Here is an 18,728-nt window from a genome sequence, read left to right as displayed (position 1 = left end):
GCCAAATGATGTTATGTTAGTATTTTTAAACCCTATTCGTGTATCAATGAAGGCTAATAAAGTAATCTGTGAATAGTTAGACAAAAAAATAACGGAAAATCTTATTTTGATATAAGTTTTCCGTTATAAAAAGTAATTATGGAAAATAATTTGATTTTTTAAAAAGTAGGTAAGAGTACTTTGTCTAGTACATGGATAACTCCATTAGTGCATTGCACGTCTACTGCTATAATATTACAATTTCTGCTATTTACATCAACAAGTCTTGTTGGAGTGAATTTTACAGTTACATTCTGTCCTGAAAACATACCTATAACTTGGTTGTCACTTAATTGGGAAGATAAAACATTGGCTCCCGTAAATACGTGATATTTTAATGTTTTTTCTAAAACGTTTGCAGGTATTGCTGAAAGGCCTGAAAACCCTGTCTCACCTAAGAATGCTACAAAAGCATCATTTGTTGGCGCAAACACTGTAAATGGAGAACTAGCGGTACCGGATAAAATTCCTGCGAAACCAGATGATGGATTATAGGTTAATGCGGCAACCAGAATCGAGAAGTTGGGATTTGCAAGTGCGTGATCTACAATAGTTGGTAAAGGAATTACTGCGTCAACAATATGCATAACACCATTTGCCGCCAATATATCTGCTTTTATAACTTTTGAAACTCCATTCAATTGTACCCCGTTTGAAGTATTAACAAACATACTTAGAGTATTATTGGACGATGCGCCTCCTTTTGCTAGTGTTTTAACATAACCTGTTGTTAAGTCGGTTGATTTTAGTTTGCCTTTAACAATGTGATTCGATAATATTTGTATTAATACATCTCTAGGTACTTCAAATATGCTTTTATAGGGTGTCGTTTTCAAAAATGCTGTGAAAGCTGCGTTGGTTGGTGCAAAAACAGTATAGTAGGTACCTTTGGCTGTCAATGTTGATGTTAAGTCAGCTTTTGATAATGCCTCTGAAAAAATAGAGTAGTCTGGATTCGAAACTGCAATTTCTGCAATAGAAGTGTTTGTTTGTGCGATTGGTGTGCTTTCCATTTCATTGTCATCTTTTGTACAAGAAATAAAACTTACTAGTACTAGAGCTAGTAATCCCAATGGTCTGAATTTTAATAAATTTTTCATAATAGTTGTTTTTGATTGTTTAACCAAAATTAAATATTATTTTCAATGGTTGTTTATTTAAATTAATTAAATATTAAACAAAAAAATAAACTTTATGATTTTGTTTTATTTTGTTTATACTTGAAAATCAATAAGTTGTGTTTTTGTTATCTATTGTTAGTGCTTATTTTTAGTGTTATGTAGCTTGATCTTTTGTTTTTAATAATTCAACTCTTTTTGCTAGTTTACTTAAACAAAAAACTGAGATAGTTAGTCTTTTTTTCCTATTTTTTCTATTTTGTAAGTTATAATTACGGTAATTTTAAGTGACTTTTGAATTGAAATATTTATGTACTTTTATATCATATTAAACCTTTGTATTATTAGTTTATTATTTTAAATACATTTGTTTTGTTCTAACCAAATTGTAATGCTATGTTCTATATTTTTAGGTTTTTAATTTTTTTCTTGTGTTTTCAAAGTGTTTTTTCACAAACAGATTCCAATCCATTAGATGAGAATGGAAAAAAGCACGGTGTTTGGAAAGGATTTTATGAAGAATCGGGAAGACAGCGTTATGAAGGGACTTTTGAACATGGCAAGGAAGTTGGTGTTTTTAATTTTTTTGACGATACAAAAGCAAAATCAATTATTGCGACAAGAACTTTTAATGCTAAGGACAACTCTTGTTATACCGTTTTTTATGACCAGAATAAAAATGTTGTGAGTGAAGGTAAAGAGATAAATAAACTGCGAGAAGGTCAATGGAAATATTATCATAAGGCTTCAAAAGCAATTATGACTTTGGAGAATTATAAAAATGGAAAACTCGATGGAGTCCGAACAGTATACTATCCAAGCGGTAAAATTGTGGATGAAACCATTTATAAAAGCGGATTAAAAGAAGGTGTTTATAAAAAATATTCTGAGAAAGGAATTGTTTTGGAAAATAGTTTTTTCAAAAATGGCGAATATGAAGGTGAGGCTGTCTATAAAGACCCGAATGATCTTGTTATTGCAAAAGGAAAGTTCAAAAATGGCAAGAAAGTTGGGAAGTGGCAGTTTTTTATCAATGGGAAATTGGAAAGTGAGGAGAATATGGATAAGCCTAAAAAGCCACAACTAAAAAAAGACAAAGTAAAAATAGATTAAGAGTTTAGGAATCTTTAGTCTATTTCTTGAGATATTATTTTGGGTTATTGTTGCATTGTTTTCATCAATCCTGATGTTGCTATAAGTAGGTTTATTATTTGTACTTTTGCAAAAGATTAAAATGTAAACAATCAATTTTTGACAATGAAACGTGTAGTTGTAGGTCTTTCTGGTGGTGTAGATTCAAGTGTAGCGGCATATTTGTTGCAACAGCAAGGATATGAGGTAATAGGTCTTTTTATGAAGAATTGGCACGATGATTCAGTGACAATTTCAAATGAATGTCCTTGGTTGGAAGACAGTAACGATGCCTTATTGGTTGCCGAAAAATTAGGTATTCCTTTTCAGACAGTTGATTTAAGCGAACAATACCAAGAAAAAATCGTTGATTATATGTTCAGCGAATATGAAAAAGGGAGAACCCCAAATCCTGACGTACTTTGTAACCGCGAAATTAAATTTGACGTTTTTATGAAGATCGCTTTGAGTCTTGGTGCCGATTATGTGGCTACAGGGCATTATTGCCAAAAAGGTGAAATCGAAGTGAATGGTGAAAAAGTATACCAACTCCTTGCCGGTGTTGATAACAATAAAGACCAATCTTATTTTTTATGCCAATTATCCCAAGAACAATTGTCTAAAGCATTGTTTCCAATTGGTGAATTAACAAAACCCGAAGTACGTGAAATAGCTGCTCAAATGGAATTGGTAACAGCCGAAAAGAAAGATTCCCAGGGACTTTGCTTTATTGGAAAAGTACGTTTGCCTGAATTTTTGCAGCAAAAACTACAGCCAAAAGAAGGTACAATTATCCAAATTGATAAAAACGATTCTGTGTATTCTTATGAAATGCAGAATGAATTGTCTGTTGAAGAGCAATTGCTTTTTGCTTCCAGAAAAATACCTTATACGCCAAAAATGGGTAAGATAATGGGGAAACATCAAGGAGCTCATTATTTTACGGTTGGTCAAAGGAAAGGTTTGAATGTTGGTGGGACAACAGATCCTTTGTTTGTCATTGCCACAGATGTAGAGACTAATACAATTTATACTGGTTTGTCAAGTATGCATCCGGGATTATTCAAAAAAGCTTTGTTTATTGAAAAATCCGAAGTGCATTGGATTCGTGAAGATTTGGCTTTGGCCAATGGTGAATCGATGGAAGTTATGGCGCGTATTCGATATAGACAGCCTTTGCAAAAAGCCACTTTGCATCAGTTTGATAATGGTATGTATGTTTCTTTTGAAGAACCACAATCTGCTATTACAGAGGGGCAATTTGCTGCTTGGTATTTAGAGGATGAGTTAGTTGGTTCTGGGGTTATTTCGTAATGATTGAAGAGAAGGTGGTTTTTGAAACATATAAGACATATAAGTTAAATTGGAGCCAACATGTGGTTAACATCATAAAAACTTTGAAACAGATAAGAAATATAAGTTTAGGAAATTGAAGCGAAACTGAAACTAATACCAAGCCAATAATATTAGCCATAGATTAAAAAAATTTACACAGATTTCTTTAATAACTAGGAATAAAATCTTGGTGAATCTGTGTAATCAGTGGCAAAAAAAGCTTGGTACTCTTTGCAGACAGTCATAAAACTTAAATGTACTTATATGACTTATATGGTTAAATATTGCTAAAACATGAAAAAAATATTGTTTATTATTTTGTTCTTTTCCTGTTTTGTGGGATTTTCCCAAGAAGATGCTTGGGTATATTTTAATGTCAAAAATAATTCTCAAAGTTATTATGACAATCCTTTGTTGATGTTTTCGCAAAGAGCCATAGATCGAAGAACTAAGCAAAATATTCTTTTGGATTCAAAAGATATTCCTATTAATCCCGCTTTTATTGGTCAAATAAAAGGGGTTTCGGGAATTACGGTTATGGCAAAATCCAAGTGGCTAAATGCTTTGCATATTCGTGGAACTCAAACAGCAATTAATTCCTTGAAATCTTTCTCATTTGTTGATAAAATCGATTTTGCCAATAAATCACTCAATACGACTGGAAAAAAAGCTACTTCTAACAAAATGAAAGCCGTTAATAAAGTATTGGCAACACAAATCGATTTTGCATATGGTAGTTCTGCAAATCAAATTCAAATGCTTCACGGAGATGTATTGCATCAGCAGAATTATACAGGTTCAGGAAAAATAATAGCGGTTATGGACGCTGGTTTTCCTGGAGTTAATAAAGCGCAACCATTCCAAAGACTGCGAGACAACAATCAAATATTGGGAGGTTATGATTTTGTGAATAAAGATGCTAATTTTTATACAGGAGATTCGCATGGTGCGATGGTTCTTTCTTCTATGGGAGGATATAAAGATAATGCTCTTATAGGAACTGCTCCAGACGCTTCTTATTATTTGTTTAGAACAGAAGATGCTGCAACCGAAAATCCTGTTGAAGAATCCTATTGGGTGGAGGCGGCAGAGAAAGCGGATAGTTTGGGAGTGGATGTTATCAATACCTCATTGGGCTATTTTGAATTTGACAATACAGCCTACAATCATACTTATAATGATATGGACGGAAAAACGACTTTTATGACTCGCGGTGCCGAAATTGCTTTTTCTCGTGGAATGATAGTGGTGGTTTCCGCTGGGAATGAGGGAGCTACTGCAAATCCTCATATAGCAGTCCCTGCAGATGGTATTTCTGTACTTACTGTGGGAGCAGTGAATGCAACCAAAACGGTAACCAGTTTTAGTTCCATCGGTCCTTCATTTGACGGAAGAGTGAAACCAGATATTATGGCGCAAGGTCAAGCAGTCGTTTTATCTGATTCTTCAGGGAATATTGTAACAGCAAACGGAACTTCTTTTTCGAGTCCAATTACGGCAGGAATGGTGGCTTGTTTGTGGCAAGCGTTTCCAAATAAAACTAATAAAGAAATCAAAGATTTAATTGTGAAATCAGCCGATAGGTATACTGCTCCGAATAATCAATATGGGTATGGAATTCCAGATTTTAGCTTGGCTTTGTCCAATGGATTGGGAATTAATGATTTTTCTATAAAAAATGTTTTTCTGTATCCCAATCCAACAACTGATGTAACTACTGTTTCGTTTTTGAGTAATTTTGATTCAGGAGTATTTCGTATTTATTCTATGCTAGGACAAAAAATAACAGAGCAGAAAATTTCAAAAACTTCACCAACTATTTCCCTAAAAGCATTGCAAGCTGGAATCTATATTTATGAAATAGATTGTAATGGCAATGTGACTACCGGAAAACTAATCAAACAATAAGCAACATTTATATATGAACAAAATTACAAGCCTTTTCAATATTAAATATCCTATTATTCAGGCAGGAATGATTTGGAACAGTGGTTATAAATTAGCTAGCGCCGTTAGTAATGCAGGAGGATTGGGCTTGATTGGTGCCGGTTCTATGTATCCAGAAATATTAAGAGAGCATATCCAAAAATGTAAAAAAGCAACAGATAAACCATTTGGGGTCAATGTTCCTATGTTGTATCCAAATATTGACGAAATAATGAAAATTATTGTCGATGAAGGAGTAAAAATCGTTTTTACATCGGCTGGAAATCCTAAAACCTGGACTCCTTTTTTGAAAGAAAATGGAATAACGGTTGTGCATGTAGTGAGTAGTTCTGTTTTTGCTTTGAAGGCTCAAGATGCGGGAGTTGATGCTGTTGTAGCCGAAGGATTTGAGGCTGGTGGACACAATGGACGTGAAGAAACGACGACCTTTACTTTGATTCCGATGGTAAAAGATAAAATTTCTATTCCACTAATTGCTGCTGGGGGGATAGCCACAGGTCGAGGAATGCTTGCTGCAATGGTTCTTGGTGCAGATGGAGTGCAAGTGGGGAGTAGATTTGCCGCTTCATTGGAGTCTTCTTCACATCAAAATTTTAAGCAAACTATTATAGATCTTCAGGAAGGAGGTACTCAATTGACGCTGAAAGAACTTGCACCTGTTCGTTTGATTAAAAATAAATTTTATCAAGACGTACAGGAATTGTATGAAAAATGTCCGACTAAAGAAGAACTGGCTACTCTACTAGGAAGGGCTAGAGCCAAAAGAGGAATGTTTGAAGGGGATTTGATTGAAGGGGAATTGGAAATTGGTCAAATAGCGGGACTAATCAAAGAAATATTGCCGGCAAAAGATATAGTAAATGAGATGATTGCCGAATTTAAACAAGCAAAGCTGGAAGTAGTTTCATTTGGTTTTTAAAATTGTTATATTTGTTTTAATACAAATTTTAAGATAATGAGTAAGTTAAAAATAGGGTCTCTATTATTGTTTCTTTTTTTGGGATTGAATCATGGATTTAGTCAAACCTATAAATTCAAAACAACGGGTTTAAGTGTTTCAGTAAAAGAGGGGAAAGGCAAATTTGGTGATTGGAGCGAATTAAAGCCAGTAAGTATATTGGTCAATTTGGATACCAACAAAAATAGAATTGTGATTTATTCGGAAGTAATTCAGTTGTTTGAAATTATCGAATCTCTTCCTGTTGAAGAAAGCACAACTGATCTTGTTTATCCATTTGTTTGTAAAGATAACAATGGAGAAGATTGTACTCTTTCCTTTATTACCCGAAAAAAACAAGATAACAGGAAACAACTGTACGTCAAATATGAAGATAGGGTATTCGCTTATAATATTGTCAATTTTGAATAAAAAAGAGTTGATTACTCTTTTTTAATCCTGATTTGCATCGCATAATCATAAGGATCAAGAGGCGTAAAAACTATATTTTCGGGTTTTACAAAAGGTAAATAGTTTTTAATTTTTTCTTTTGTAAATCTTTGTGACCAAAATTGCTCTTTGGTGGCAGTAAAGCTATCGCTGGCATTTGTGATTATTTTCATTCCCATTTTTTGATAAGATTGCTCCTGTTTTTTTCGGGTGTTGCCATTGTCAATGTAGCAGGCACCAAGAATTATTTCTCCATTTGGTTGTAGTAAAGAATAGGCATTTGAAAAAATAGTTGTAAATTTTTCATTCTTTGATAAATCCAATCTTTTATAGGAATCATTATACTCATTGAAAGGGAAATTATCGGGATAAAAATTGCCTGGAGTAAACCAAGTACAAATGATTAAATCATATTTTTTCTGAAGCTGATTTAAATTGACAGCATCGAGTAGATGTACTTTTAGTTTGTCTTCAATGTGCAGTTCTTCGGCTGTTGCTTGGGCAAGTTTTATACAGGCTTCGGCATTATCTGTACCATCGTAGTTTTCTATCATCTGCCACATTTCGGGAATGGCACTTAAGTGACGCGCTATTCTGGCACTTCCTATTCCAATGTCCAAAAGGGTAAGCGGACTTCCTTTTTTTGAATATGTTTCGGAGATGACTTTTTTGAGTTCCGTAAATTCGGCCCATTGGGCTTGTAAGAGATCTTCGGACAAATAAGTTTCATCAAATGATTTTTGAACGGTATTTTCGTTGTCGTACATGTTCATAGTCAGTGGTTTTGTACTCAAATTTAATATTTATTTTTTGTTTTTAGCTTATGAAAATGAAAGTTCTTAATTTCTCAAAAAGGTCTTGATTGCAGTGCGTGATGGATTACTTCACTATACATTTATTTTCATAGGAGTTCAGTGAATTTTATTTGAAGCTGGCTACCGAAGTAGCGCGGATAGCTCTACGGCATTAGGGAAAGAGGCCGAATACTCGTAAAGTTGAGTTGGCATCTTTCCTTAATGGGGTCATGCCCAGATTGTTTTGATGATTTACTAATTTTTGGTTATCAATGGGTTAATTTATTGTATTAGTTATTTTGTTTTAGACTTTTTTTACAAGATAAAGTGTATTTTTGTGTACTATTAAAAATTTATTATGAGAAAAATTGTTTTGTTTTTAGTATGTGTTTTTTCTATTAGTAGTCAAGCACAACAACGCCCTAAATTGGTTGTTGGAATCGTGGTAGATCAAATGAAAATGGAGTATTTATATCGTTTTTCGGATGATTTTTCAACTAATGGTTTTAAAAGACTGATGGATAAAGGGTTTACTTTTTATAATATGAATTATAATTATGTGCCTACGTTTACTGCTCCTGGACATGCTTCTATCTACACGGGTACAACACCTGCTGTGCATGGAATAATAGGAAATGATTGGTACATTCGTTCTGCTGGAAAAAACATGTATTGCACGGATGATGCCAGTGTTAAAACGCTAGTGGAAGGTACTGAAAAAGAAGGGGCAATGTCTCCCAAAAACCTATTGAGCACTACAATTACTGATGAATTGCGTATGGCAACCAACTTTAATGGGAAAGTGATCGGTTTGAGTATTAAGGATCGTGGCGCTATTTTGCCAGCGGGTCATTTTGCGAATTGGGCATTTTGGTGTACTAAGTCGGGAGCGTTTATTTCAAGTAGTTTTTATGGGGATAAAATGCCGGATTGGGTTACTCAATTCAACAATGAAAAGAATTATATGAAATACATTCAAAAAGGATGGAGTTTGTTGAAGCCAATTGATACTTACAACGAAAGTTTGCCTGATAACAATCCATATGAAGGAAGATTAGATAAATCTTTACCACCTGTGTTTCCGTATGATTTAAATAAAATTTACAAAGAAACCGGAATGGAAATTTTAAAAAGTACTCCATTCGGAAATGATTTTTTAGCTGAATTAGCCATGAGAGCGATCGATAAGGAAGAATTGGGGAAAGATAATATTACCGATTTCTTGGCTGTAAGCTTTTCTTCAACCGATTATGTTGGGCATACTTTTGGTCCAAGATCTATGGAGATTCAAGACACTTATTTACGTTTGGATCTTACCATTGCTGCATTTTTGGATTACTTGGATAAAACAGTCGGTAAGGATAATTACTTAGTTTTCTTGACTGCGGATCATGCTGTTGCCGAAAATCCGATTTATTTGAAAGATCATAAATACAATGTGACCAACATTCCTTCCAAAGATATTTTTGCTTCGTTGAGTAAATTTTCTACCGATACTTTTGGGGTTAATTTAGTGTTGAATTATTCCAACTTTAATGTTTACTTAGATAGAGACGTTATAAAACAAAAAGGATTGGAATTGGCAAGAGTGAAACAAAGTTTCAAAGACTTTTTAATGACGCAAGTGTATGTGAAAAGAGTGTATACTCAAGAAGATATTTTAGCAGGTTCTGCTCAAGATTATTATTTAAGTTTTATTTTTAAAGGATATGACCCAAAACAAAGTGGTGATCTTGTTATTCTTGAAGGTGCAGGGTATTTGGAAAGTATAGAAACTGGCACTACACATGGAACTCCTAATAGTTATGATACTAATGTGCCTTTACTTTTTTACGGATGGCATGTTCCGCAAGGAGAGTCAAATAAAAAAGAATACATAACAGAAATAGCTCCTACGCTTTCTAAAATGTTAAAGATTACTACCCCAAATGGTTCAGAATCTCAAGTTTTAGAAGAATTGTTTGTTAAAAAATAATTACTTTTTTGAAATTTTTATAATCCCATTCGTTTATGCGGATGGGATTTTTATTTTTATTACTTTTTTTCTTATTTTTGAAAGGATGGTCTAGGATGAAACTGTTAAATTTGAATTGTTTTGTCTAAATAAATCTAAATTATGAAGAAAATTATCAAAGGAACCTTGCTATTAGTTGTCATTGTGGTTGTGACAATTTTATTATATGTAAAAGTGGCTTTGCCTAATGTTGGGAAAATCGAATATCTCAGTGTCAAACCAACGGCAAGCCGATTGGAACGAGGAAAGTATCTTGCAACCCATGTTTGCGTTTGTATTGATTGTCATTCCACTCGTAATTGGAATGAATTTTCGGGACCATTGGTAGATGGGACTTTAGGTAAAGGAGGAGAAGTTTTTGATCAGAGGTTTGGTTTTCCTGGTAGTTTTTATGCAAAAAACATTACGCCTTCTGGTATTGGTGATTGGACAGATGGAGAAGTTTTGAGAGCAATTGCTAGTGGTGTTTCAAAAAATGGTGAAGCTTTGTTTCCAATAATGCCACATCCTCATTTTGGAAAAATGGATAAAGGTGATTTGGAATCCATCATTGTATATTTAAGAACTTTGAAACCTATCAAAAATATAGTTCCTGAATCTGAACCTGATTTTCCTATGAGTTTTATAATTAATACAATTCCGGATGAGCCCCATTTTTCCACTAAACCAAATGAAAGTGATGCTGTTGCTTACGGAGGTTACTTGTTTAATGCCGCTTCTTGTTCGGAATGCCATTCGAAACAAGAAAAAGGAAAACCAATTGAAGGCATGGAATTGGCGGGTGGTTTTGAGTTTCCAATGGTGACTGGAGGTATTGCACGTTCGGCCAATATTACTCAAGATAAAGAGACCGGAATTGGTAAATGGACAGAGGCTGATTTTGTTAAACGCTTTAAATCTTATACAGACAGTAGTTATGTTCCCAATAAAATTTCAAAAGGATTTTTTAATACAGTTATGCCTTGGACAATGTATGGCGGAATGAAAGAACAAGATTTAAAAGCAATTTACGCCTATTTAAAAACGATAAAACCGATACACAATAGCGTTGAGAAGTTCGCAAATCCTTAGTGGTATATATAAAAAAAAGAAATCCCGTCTTGTTTTTTAGAACTAGACGGGATTTTTATATTAAACTGTTGCGGCTGCACCTACAGGCAACGGAATTTGATTTTGAAGTAAGTCCTCAAATTTTTCGTGAGCTCGGATTAAGTATCCTTGTCCATTCATCCATAAAACCTCTGCTGGTTTGTATCTTGAATTATAATTAGAAGACATTGAAAAGCAATAAGCTCCAGCATTGCGGAAAGCTAAAATATCTCCTTCTTTAATTTCAGAAATTCTTCTGTTGGTTGCAAACGTATCTGTTTCACAAATGTATCCTACAACCGAGTAAAAACGCTCTTTTCCTTTCGGATTTGATATGTTTTCTATGAAATGTTGTGAACCGTAAAGCATTGGTCGAATCAAGTGATTGAAGCCACTGTCTATACCAGCAAATACTGTAGAAGTTGTTTGTTTTACCACGTTTACTTTAGCCAAAAAGAATCCAGCTTCACTTACTAAAAATTTACCTGGTTCAAAAATCAAAGTCAAATCTTTGCCATATTCAGTACAGAAAGCATTGAATCTTTTTGATAATTTTTTACCTAATTCGTCAATGTCAGTAGCAATATCATCTTTTTTGTAAGGAACTTTAAATCCACTTCCGAAATCTAAAAATTCTAGATTTTTGAAGTTTTTGGCGGCGTCAAATAAAATTTCGGCAGCGTATAAAAACACTTCAATATCTAATATATCAGAACCGGTATGCATGTGAATACCTACGATGTTCATATTTGTGTTTTCAACGATACGGACCAAATGAGGCAATTGGTGTACAGAAATACCAAATTTGCTGTCGATATGTCCTACCGAAATATTAGCATTTCCACCTGCCATTACGTGTGGATTGATACGAATACAAACTGGAACATGTGGATGTTTTGCTCCAAATTGCTCCAATATAGATAAGTTATCAATGTTGATTTGAACTCCCAATGCATGTACTTCTTCAATTTCTTCTAAAGAAACGCCATTTGGGGTGTAAAATATTTTTTCTGGTGCATAACCAGCATGTAATCCTAACTGTACTTCTTGAATAGAAACAGTGTCTAATCCAGATCCCATATCTCTCAATAATTGAAGAATGGCGACATTAGACAATGCTTTCATTGCATAATTGATGCGTAAATTGGAAACCTTAGAAAAAGCCTTCGTTAATCGATTATACTGGGATTGTATTTTTTCGGCATCATACACATAAAGTGGACTTCCAAATTGTTCTGCTAAGTGTAGTAAATCGTTTGCTTGCATCTTGATATTGCTTATTATTTTTGACAAATTTATTATTCTTTGCTATTACGACCAAACAATTTGAGGTTATTTAACAAATTATAACAATTTGTTTAAATTGTAACAAATAGTTCATGTTTGTGATTTTTTTTAACTTTAATTAAAGTTTAGATTTCATGCTATAAATTTATTATGAGTGCCTATAAATGATATAAATATTATTTAGTTAACGTTTGTTTTGTTGAATAATTAAATTTTTAACAAAGTTTGAATTCTGATGCGTTTTAAAAAATAAATCCCTTGACAAAAATGATATCAAGGGATTTTTAATTTTTAGTTCAAATATTATAAAGCGGGTAAATCGCCATTACCTTTTGTTGGTAAATTGGTGAAGCCCATTAAGTATAAATCAACTTCTCTAGCCGCTTCACGACCTTCAGAGATGGCCCATACAATTAAAGACTGGCCTCTTCTCATATCACCAGCTGTAAAAATATGTGGAACATTAGTTCGATAGTTGGTTGCTTTATAGTTAGTTCTAATATCGACTTCTATACCTAATTGCTCCGCTAATGTTTTTTCTGGACCTGTAAATCCAAGGGCTAACAACGCTAAATCGCAAGGCCAAATTTTCTCAGAACCTTCTTTCTCAATTAGCTCAGGTCTTTGTCCTGGAGTTAATTTCCATTGAACTTCAACGGTTTTTAATCCTACAAGTTCTCCTTTTTCGTTAGCAAGGAATTCTTTAGTATTAATCAACCAGTTTCTGTTGCAACCCTCTTCATGGGAAGAAGATGTTTTTAATTGCAACGGCCAAAATGGCCATGGTGTAGTTTCGCTTCTTCCTACTGGAGGTTTCGGCATGATTTCAAAATTAGTCACCGATTTTGCACCGTGTCTGTTTGAAGTTCCTACGCAATCTGATCCTGTGTCTCCACCACCAATTACGATTACATCTTTTCCAGTTGCCAATACTTGATCTTCAATTTTTTCGCCGTATAACACTTTAGTTTGTTGAGTCAAGAAATCCATAGCTTGAACAACACCTTTGCTATCGGCACCTTTAGTAGGTAATCCTCTTCTTTCGGTTGCTCCACCGCATAATACGATAGAATCAAAAGCTTCTAATTCTGCTACGCTAAAGTTTACTCCTACGTTTACATTGGTTTTAAAAGTAATTCCTTCGGCTTCCAATACTTTTACGCGTCTATCTATAATTCCTTTTTCCAATTTGAAATTTGGAATTCCGTAACGTAATAAACCACCTATTGCATTGTCTCTTTCAAAAACGGTAACCGTATGACCTGCACGGTTCAATTGTTGTGCTGCTGCCAATCCAGCTGGGCCAGATCCAACGACTGCAACAGTTTTTCCTGTTCTTTTTTCTGGTGTTTGTGGTTTGATCCAACCTTCGGCAAAACCTCTTTCAATTATATTTTTTTCAATATTTTCGATTGCAACCGGTTCTTGGATAATTCCTAATACACATGATTTTTCACATGGAGCAGGGCATAAACGACCTGTGAATTCAGGGAAGTTATTTGTAGATTGTAGAATCTGCAATGCACTTTCCCATTCTTCTTGGTGCACCATGTCATTAAAATCAGGAATTAAATTTCCTAATGGACAGGAGCTGTGACAAAAAGGGATTCCGCAATCCATACATCTGGAACCTTGCTCTTTGATTTTTTCTTTTGATAATGGAATTGTAAACTCATTATAATTTGTAACTCTTTCTAGAACAGCAACGTTACTTTCGTCGGCTCTATTATATTCTTTAAATCCACCTATTTTCCCCATGACTATTGTGCTATTAATTCTTCAATTTGCTTTTCTTCTGCCAATCTTTGTAATGCTTTTTTATAATCTGTTGGCATTACTTTAATGAAATGTTTGCTTTCGTTTTCCCAATCTGCTAAAAGGCGTTTCGCCAATGGGCTATTGGTATACATCGAATGATTTTTGATTAAGCGTTTTAATTTGGCTAAATCTTCGTCTTCCAATGTTTCTAAGGCAACCATTTCCATATTGCACAATCCATCTTCAAATTTCTTTTTGGCATCATATACATAAGCAACACCACCGCTCATACCAGCTGCGAAGTTTCTACCTGTTTTACCAAGAACAACTACTGTTCCTCCAGTCATGTATTCACAACCGTGGTCTCCAATTCCTTCAACAACAGCTGTCGCTCCAGAATTTCTAACAGCAAAACGTTCTCCGGCCATACCATTAATGTAGGCTTCTCCAGTAATCGCGCCGTAAAGAGCTACATTACCAATTATAATGTTGTCTTCTGGACTAAAAGTGGCAGTAGGAGGGACTTTAATAATTAATTTTCCTCCAGAAAGTCCTTTTCCTAAATAGTCATTACAGTTTCCGTGAATTTTGAATGACAATCCATTAGTTGCAAATGCTCCAAAACTTTGTCCGGCAGAACCTGTAAAGTCAACAAGAATTGTATCTTCCGGTAATCCTTGAGCACCATATATTTTTGAAATCTCATTACTTAAAATGGCTCCAACAGAACGGTCTGTATTTTTGATGTCAAAAGTAACTCTTGTTCTTTCTTTTCTGTAAATAGAAGGAATAGCAGCTTTAATGATATCAAAATCAAGTACATTTTCTAATGCGTGGTCTTGAGTAGTAGTATTATGGTTTGGAACTGTTTTTGCTTTCTCTGGTTTATAAAGAATGGTAGATAAATCCAATCCATTAGCTTTATAATGTTTAATTGCTTTATTAACATTCAATTTTTGAGATTGTCCAACCATTTCTTTCAATGTTCTGAAACCAAGTTGAGCCATGATTTCTCTTAACTCTTCGGCAATAAAATACATAAAGTTAATAACGTGTTCTGGTGTTCCTTTGAAATTTTTCCTCAATTCTGGATCTTGTGTTGCAATACCTACTGGGCAAGTATTCAAGTGACAAGCTCTCATCATGATACAACCAGAAGCTACAAGAGGCGCAGTCGCAAATCCAAATTCTTCAGCTCCAAGTAAGGCAGCAATAGCTACGTCACGTCCTGTTTTCAATTGACCATCACATTCTAAAACCACACGACTTCTTAAGTCATTCAAGATTAAAGTTTGTTGTGCTTCGGCTAGACCAAGTTCCCATGGAATACCTGTGTGTTGTAATGATGTTAATGGTGCAGCACCAGTTCCTCCATCATATCCAGAAATTAAGATAACATCGGCTTTTGCTTTGGCAACACCCGCAGCAATTGTTCCAACTCCAACTTCAGCAACCAACTTAACGTTTACTCTAGCTTCTCTGTTGGCATTTTTTAAATCAAATATCAATTGAGATAAATCTTCAATAGAATAAATGTCGTGATGAGGGGGAGGAGAAATAAGACCTACATAAGGAGTAGAGTTTCTTGTTTCGGCAATCCAAGGCACAACTTTTTCACCTGGTAATTGTCCACCTTCTCCAGGTTTTGCTCCTTGAGCCATTTTAATTTGAATCTCTTGAGCATTTGTCAAATAATTGATCGAAACTCCAAATCTTCCAGAAGCAACTTGTTTGATGGCGCTGTTTTTAGAGTCTCCATTCATTTCTTTTTGGAAACGTTTTGCATTTTCTCCACCTTCACCTGAATTACTTTTTCCACCAATTCGGTTCATGGCAATCGCTAGATTCTCATGCGCTTCTTGGCTAATGGATCCATAAGACATAGCACCTGTTTTGAATTTTTTTACAATTTCAGTCCATGGTTCTACTTCGTCAATAGAAATAGGATCAAGATTGTTGAATTCAAATAAACCTCTGATGGTCATCAAGTTTTCGCTTTGATCGTTGACCATTTTGGAGTATTCTTTATAACTTTCTGGGCTATTCAATCGAACGGCTTGTTGTAATTTTGAAATGGTAGTTGGATTGAACATGTGTTTTTCACCGTTTCTTCTCCATCTGTAAATACCTCCAATTTCTAATGGTAACAGATTTGCAATTTCTGCTTTTGGAAATGCATTTTGGTATCTTTTCTTAACTTCTCTTTCAATTTCCATTAGTCCAATACCTTCAATTCTAGAAGGAGTGTAAGGGAAATACTTTGAAGTGAATGTTTTGTTTAAACCTAAAATTTCAAAAATCTGAGCAGCTCTATAAGAATGTAAAGTAGAGATACCAATTTTATTCATAATTTTTAAAATCCCCTTTGCAATTGCTTTATTATAGTTTGTAATTGCATAATCTGCTTTTACCCCAGTAATAAATCCTTGGTTTACTTGGTCATGAAGAATTTCATTTACCATATAAGGATTGATGGCACTGGCACCGTATCCGAATAATAAAGCAAAATGATGTGGTTCACGTGGTTCAGCAGATTCGATTATAATACCAAATTTAGAACGAACTTTTAGTATGTTCAAAGAGTGGTGAATATAAGATGTAGCCAATAACATTGGGATTGGAGCCAATTCTTTGCTTACGCCTCTATCTGAAAGGATAACAATATTACATCCTTCAGAAACCGCTTTGAAAGTTGCTTGTACACATTTTTCTAAAGCACGCTCCATACCATTTACCCCTTTTTCTATTTTGTATAAAGTAGAAATGGTAACCGATTTGAAATCGACATGATCAATGCTTCTTATTTTATCTAAATCCTCATTAGAGATAACAGGGTTCTGAATTTTAATTTTTTTACAGTGAATGTCGGTAATGTCAAAGATGTTATAATCTCCACCAATTGCCAAACTAGTATCAGTGATTATTTCTTCACGAATACCATCCAAAGGAGGGTTGGTTACTTGTGCGAATAATTGTTTGAAATAGTTATATAATAATTGTGGTTGATCTGATAATACTGCAAGAGGGGTGTCATTACCCATAGAACTCAATGCTTCATTACCTTGACCACCCATTGGATTAATGATCGTTTTTAAATCTTCAATTGTATAGCCAAAAAGACGTTGTCTTGTTTCAAAATCTATTTTTTCAGTTGGAATTGGATTGTCCGTATAAGGGATTTTAGCCAATTGCAATAAATTTTTGTCCAACCATTCTCTATAAGGACGTTTAGTTACTACTGAATGTTTGATTTCTTCGTCTTCAATAATACGACCTTCGTTCATGTCAACAAGGAACATTTTTCCTGGTTCCAATCTTCCGTGTTGTACTACATCTTCTGGTTTTATGTCAAGTACACCAATTTCTGATGACATGATCACAAATCCGCTTTTGGTTAATGTATAACGAGAAGGGCGCAATCCATTTCTGTCCAATAATGCTCCAATAACGTTCCCGTCTGTAAATGGGATAGAGGCAGGACCATCCCATGGTTCCATGATGCAAGCATTATATTCGTAGAATGCTTTCTTTTCATCCGACATGGTTTTGTGTTTTTCCCATGCTTCAGGAACAACCATCATCATAACTTCCGGTAAAGAACGTCCAGTCATTAATAACAACTCAACAACCATATCCATAGAAGCTGAATCTGATTTTCCTTCTAATATAATTGGGAATAATTTTTTTAGATCTTCTCCAAAAACATCACTTTTCATCAATTCTTCACGAGCACGCATTCTGCTTACGTTTCCTCTCAAAGTATTGATTTCACCATTGTGACACATGTATCTAAATGGTTGTGCCAAATCCCAAGAAGGGAAAGTGTTTGTAGAAAAACGTTGGTGAACCAAAGCCAATCGGGTCACTAAATCGTCATCTAATAAATCAGTATAGTATCTGCTAATGTCTTCGGGCATCAATAGACCTTTATATATAATAGTAGTTGTAGAACAGCTTGAAAAGTAAAACATATGACTTTCCGAAGTTCTTGAATTACGAATTGTATGTTCAGCAATTTTTCTGGCCAAGAATAATTTGGCGTTGAATTGTTGTTCTGTGATATCTAGACCGTTTTTACCAACAAATACTTGTTTAACGGTTGGTTCTTTTTCTGCGGCAATTTGCCCTAAATTAGAAACATCTACAGGAACATCTCTCCATCCTAAAATAGATAGATTTTGATCTTTTATAGCGTCTTCAAAAGTGGTTTTACAAAATGCCACTTGGTTTGTACTTTTAGGCATAAAAACCATTCCTACAGCATACTCTCTAACTTCTGGGATTTCAAAATCACAAACTTTCTTAAAGAATGCGTGTGGGATATCAAATAAGATTCCAGCACCATCTCCAGTTCTTCCATCAGAGCTTACAGCTCCACGATGTTCTAACTTTATAAGGATATCTAGCGCTTTATGAATAATATCATTAGACTTAATTCCGTTCAAATTACATATAAATCCTGCGCCACAGTTGTCGTGTTCAAATTCGGGTAAATAAAGGCCTTGTTCTTTAACTCTCATGCTTGATATTTTTTTTTACAAAATTAAAGATTTCATAACATATAACTAATGAATACAGTGTTTAGGTTCTATTTTTGCTATAAAATTAAAAAAGGTATGAATATTTGATAATAATGCTGATTTTTCCTTTCGGAATTGACATATCTTCAAAAAATATTTTTATAAATTTTAAAAACGCTTGATTTTTGTAATAAATATAGGATTATACTTTTTGAGGATAATTATTTTAACAAAAATGCTGAGAATATTTAAATTTTTTATACTATAACGATTGAGATAAAAGATTCGCTATTTTTTACTTTTATATGT

The 18,728-nt window shown here is 34.2% G+C and carries 12 protein-coding genes; 7 read left to right on the top strand and 5 right to left on the bottom strand.

What is annotated here, in order from left to right; translation table 11 throughout:
- Window positions 1–158 precede the first annotated feature (158 nt).
- Window positions 159–1,139, bottom strand: coding sequence for a fasciclin domain-containing protein (locus C8C85_RS03000; RefSeq protein WP_116795755.1), 981 nt, complete (start codon window positions 1,137–1,139; stop codon window positions 159–161).
- A gap of 414 nt (window positions 1,140–1,553) precedes the next feature.
- Between C8C85_RS03000 and C8C85_RS02995 the strand changes: the two genes are divergently transcribed.
- From C8C85_RS02995 to C8C85_RS02975, 5 genes are all read left to right on the top strand, one after another.
- Complete coding sequence (locus tag C8C85_RS02995; RefSeq protein ID WP_116795754.1) at window positions 1,554–2,270, top strand: toxin-antitoxin system YwqK family antitoxin; 717 nt, start codon at window positions 1,554–1,556, stop codon at window positions 2,268–2,270.
- 144 nt (window positions 2,271–2,414) lie between these two features.
- A complete protein-coding gene (mnmA, locus tag C8C85_RS02990) occupies window positions 2,415–3,602 on the top strand; it encodes a tRNA 2-thiouridine(34) synthase MnmA (protein ID WP_243412036.1) in 1,188 nt (395 codons plus the stop codon).
- A 315-nt stretch (window positions 3,603–3,917) separates the two neighbouring features.
- Window positions 3,918–5,531 carry a S8 family serine peptidase gene (locus tag C8C85_RS02985; protein WP_116795752.1) on the top strand — a complete coding sequence of 538 codons (1,614 nt, stop codon included), beginning with the start codon at window positions 3,918–3,920 and terminating at the stop codon, window positions 5,529–5,531.
- Between the two features lie 13 nt (window positions 5,532–5,544).
- Window positions 5,545–6,489 (top strand): NAD(P)H-dependent flavin oxidoreductase, encoded by a 945-nt coding sequence (locus C8C85_RS02980; protein WP_116795751.1) that lies wholly within the window; start codon window positions 5,545–5,547, stop codon window positions 6,487–6,489.
- Window positions 6,490–6,525: 36 nt separating this feature from the next.
- Window positions 6,526–6,939 (top strand): hypothetical protein, encoded by a 414-nt coding sequence (locus tag C8C85_RS02975; RefSeq protein ID WP_116795750.1) that lies wholly within the window; start codon window positions 6,526–6,528, stop codon window positions 6,937–6,939.
- Window positions 6,940–6,950: 11 nt separating this feature from the next.
- On the opposite strand, the gene C8C85_RS02970 is transcribed toward C8C85_RS02975, so the two are convergent.
- A complete protein-coding gene (locus C8C85_RS02970; RefSeq protein WP_116795749.1) occupies window positions 6,951–7,730 on the bottom strand; it encodes a class I SAM-dependent methyltransferase in 780 nt (259 codons plus the stop codon).
- A 379-nt stretch (window positions 7,731–8,109) separates the two neighbouring features.
- Here C8C85_RS02970 and pafA point away from each other — a divergent pair, with 379 nt between their 5' ends.
- Together pafA and C8C85_RS02960 are read left to right on the top strand one after the other, a co-directional pair.
- Window positions 8,110–9,726 (top strand): alkaline phosphatase PafA, encoded by a 1,617-nt coding sequence (pafA, locus tag C8C85_RS02965; RefSeq protein WP_116795748.1) that lies wholly within the window; start codon window positions 8,110–8,112, stop codon window positions 9,724–9,726.
- Window positions 9,727–9,867: 141 nt separating this feature from the next.
- On the top strand, window positions 9,868–10,836 hold the full coding sequence (locus C8C85_RS02960; RefSeq protein WP_116795747.1) for a c-type cytochrome: 969 nt from the start codon (window positions 9,868–9,870) through the stop codon (window positions 10,834–10,836).
- Between the two features lie 60 nt (window positions 10,837–10,896).
- Here C8C85_RS02960 and lysA read toward each other — a convergent pair whose 3' ends face one another.
- The 3 genes from lysA to gltB form a co-directional block, all read right to left on the bottom strand.
- Entirely contained in the window at window positions 10,897–12,120 is a 1,224-nt protein-coding gene (gene lysA / locus C8C85_RS02955) for a diaminopimelate decarboxylase (protein WP_116795746.1), read from the bottom strand.
- A 324-nt stretch (window positions 12,121–12,444) separates the two neighbouring features.
- Window positions 12,445–13,899, bottom strand: a complete 1,455-nt coding sequence (locus C8C85_RS02950; RefSeq protein ID WP_116795745.1) for a glutamate synthase subunit beta — start codon at window positions 13,897–13,899, stop codon at window positions 12,445–12,447.
- Between the two features lie 2 nt (window positions 13,900–13,901).
- A complete protein-coding gene (gene gltB, locus C8C85_RS02945; protein WP_116795744.1) occupies window positions 13,902–18,419 on the bottom strand; it encodes a glutamate synthase large subunit in 4,518 nt (1,505 codons plus the stop codon).
- Window positions 18,420–18,728 lie beyond the last annotated feature (309 nt).

This window comes from Flavobacterium sp. 103 (assembly GCF_003096795.1).
GTDB lineage: Bacteria > Bacteroidota > Bacteroidia > Flavobacteriales > Flavobacteriaceae > Flavobacterium.
This window is presented reverse-complemented; position numbering and strand designations above follow the sequence as displayed.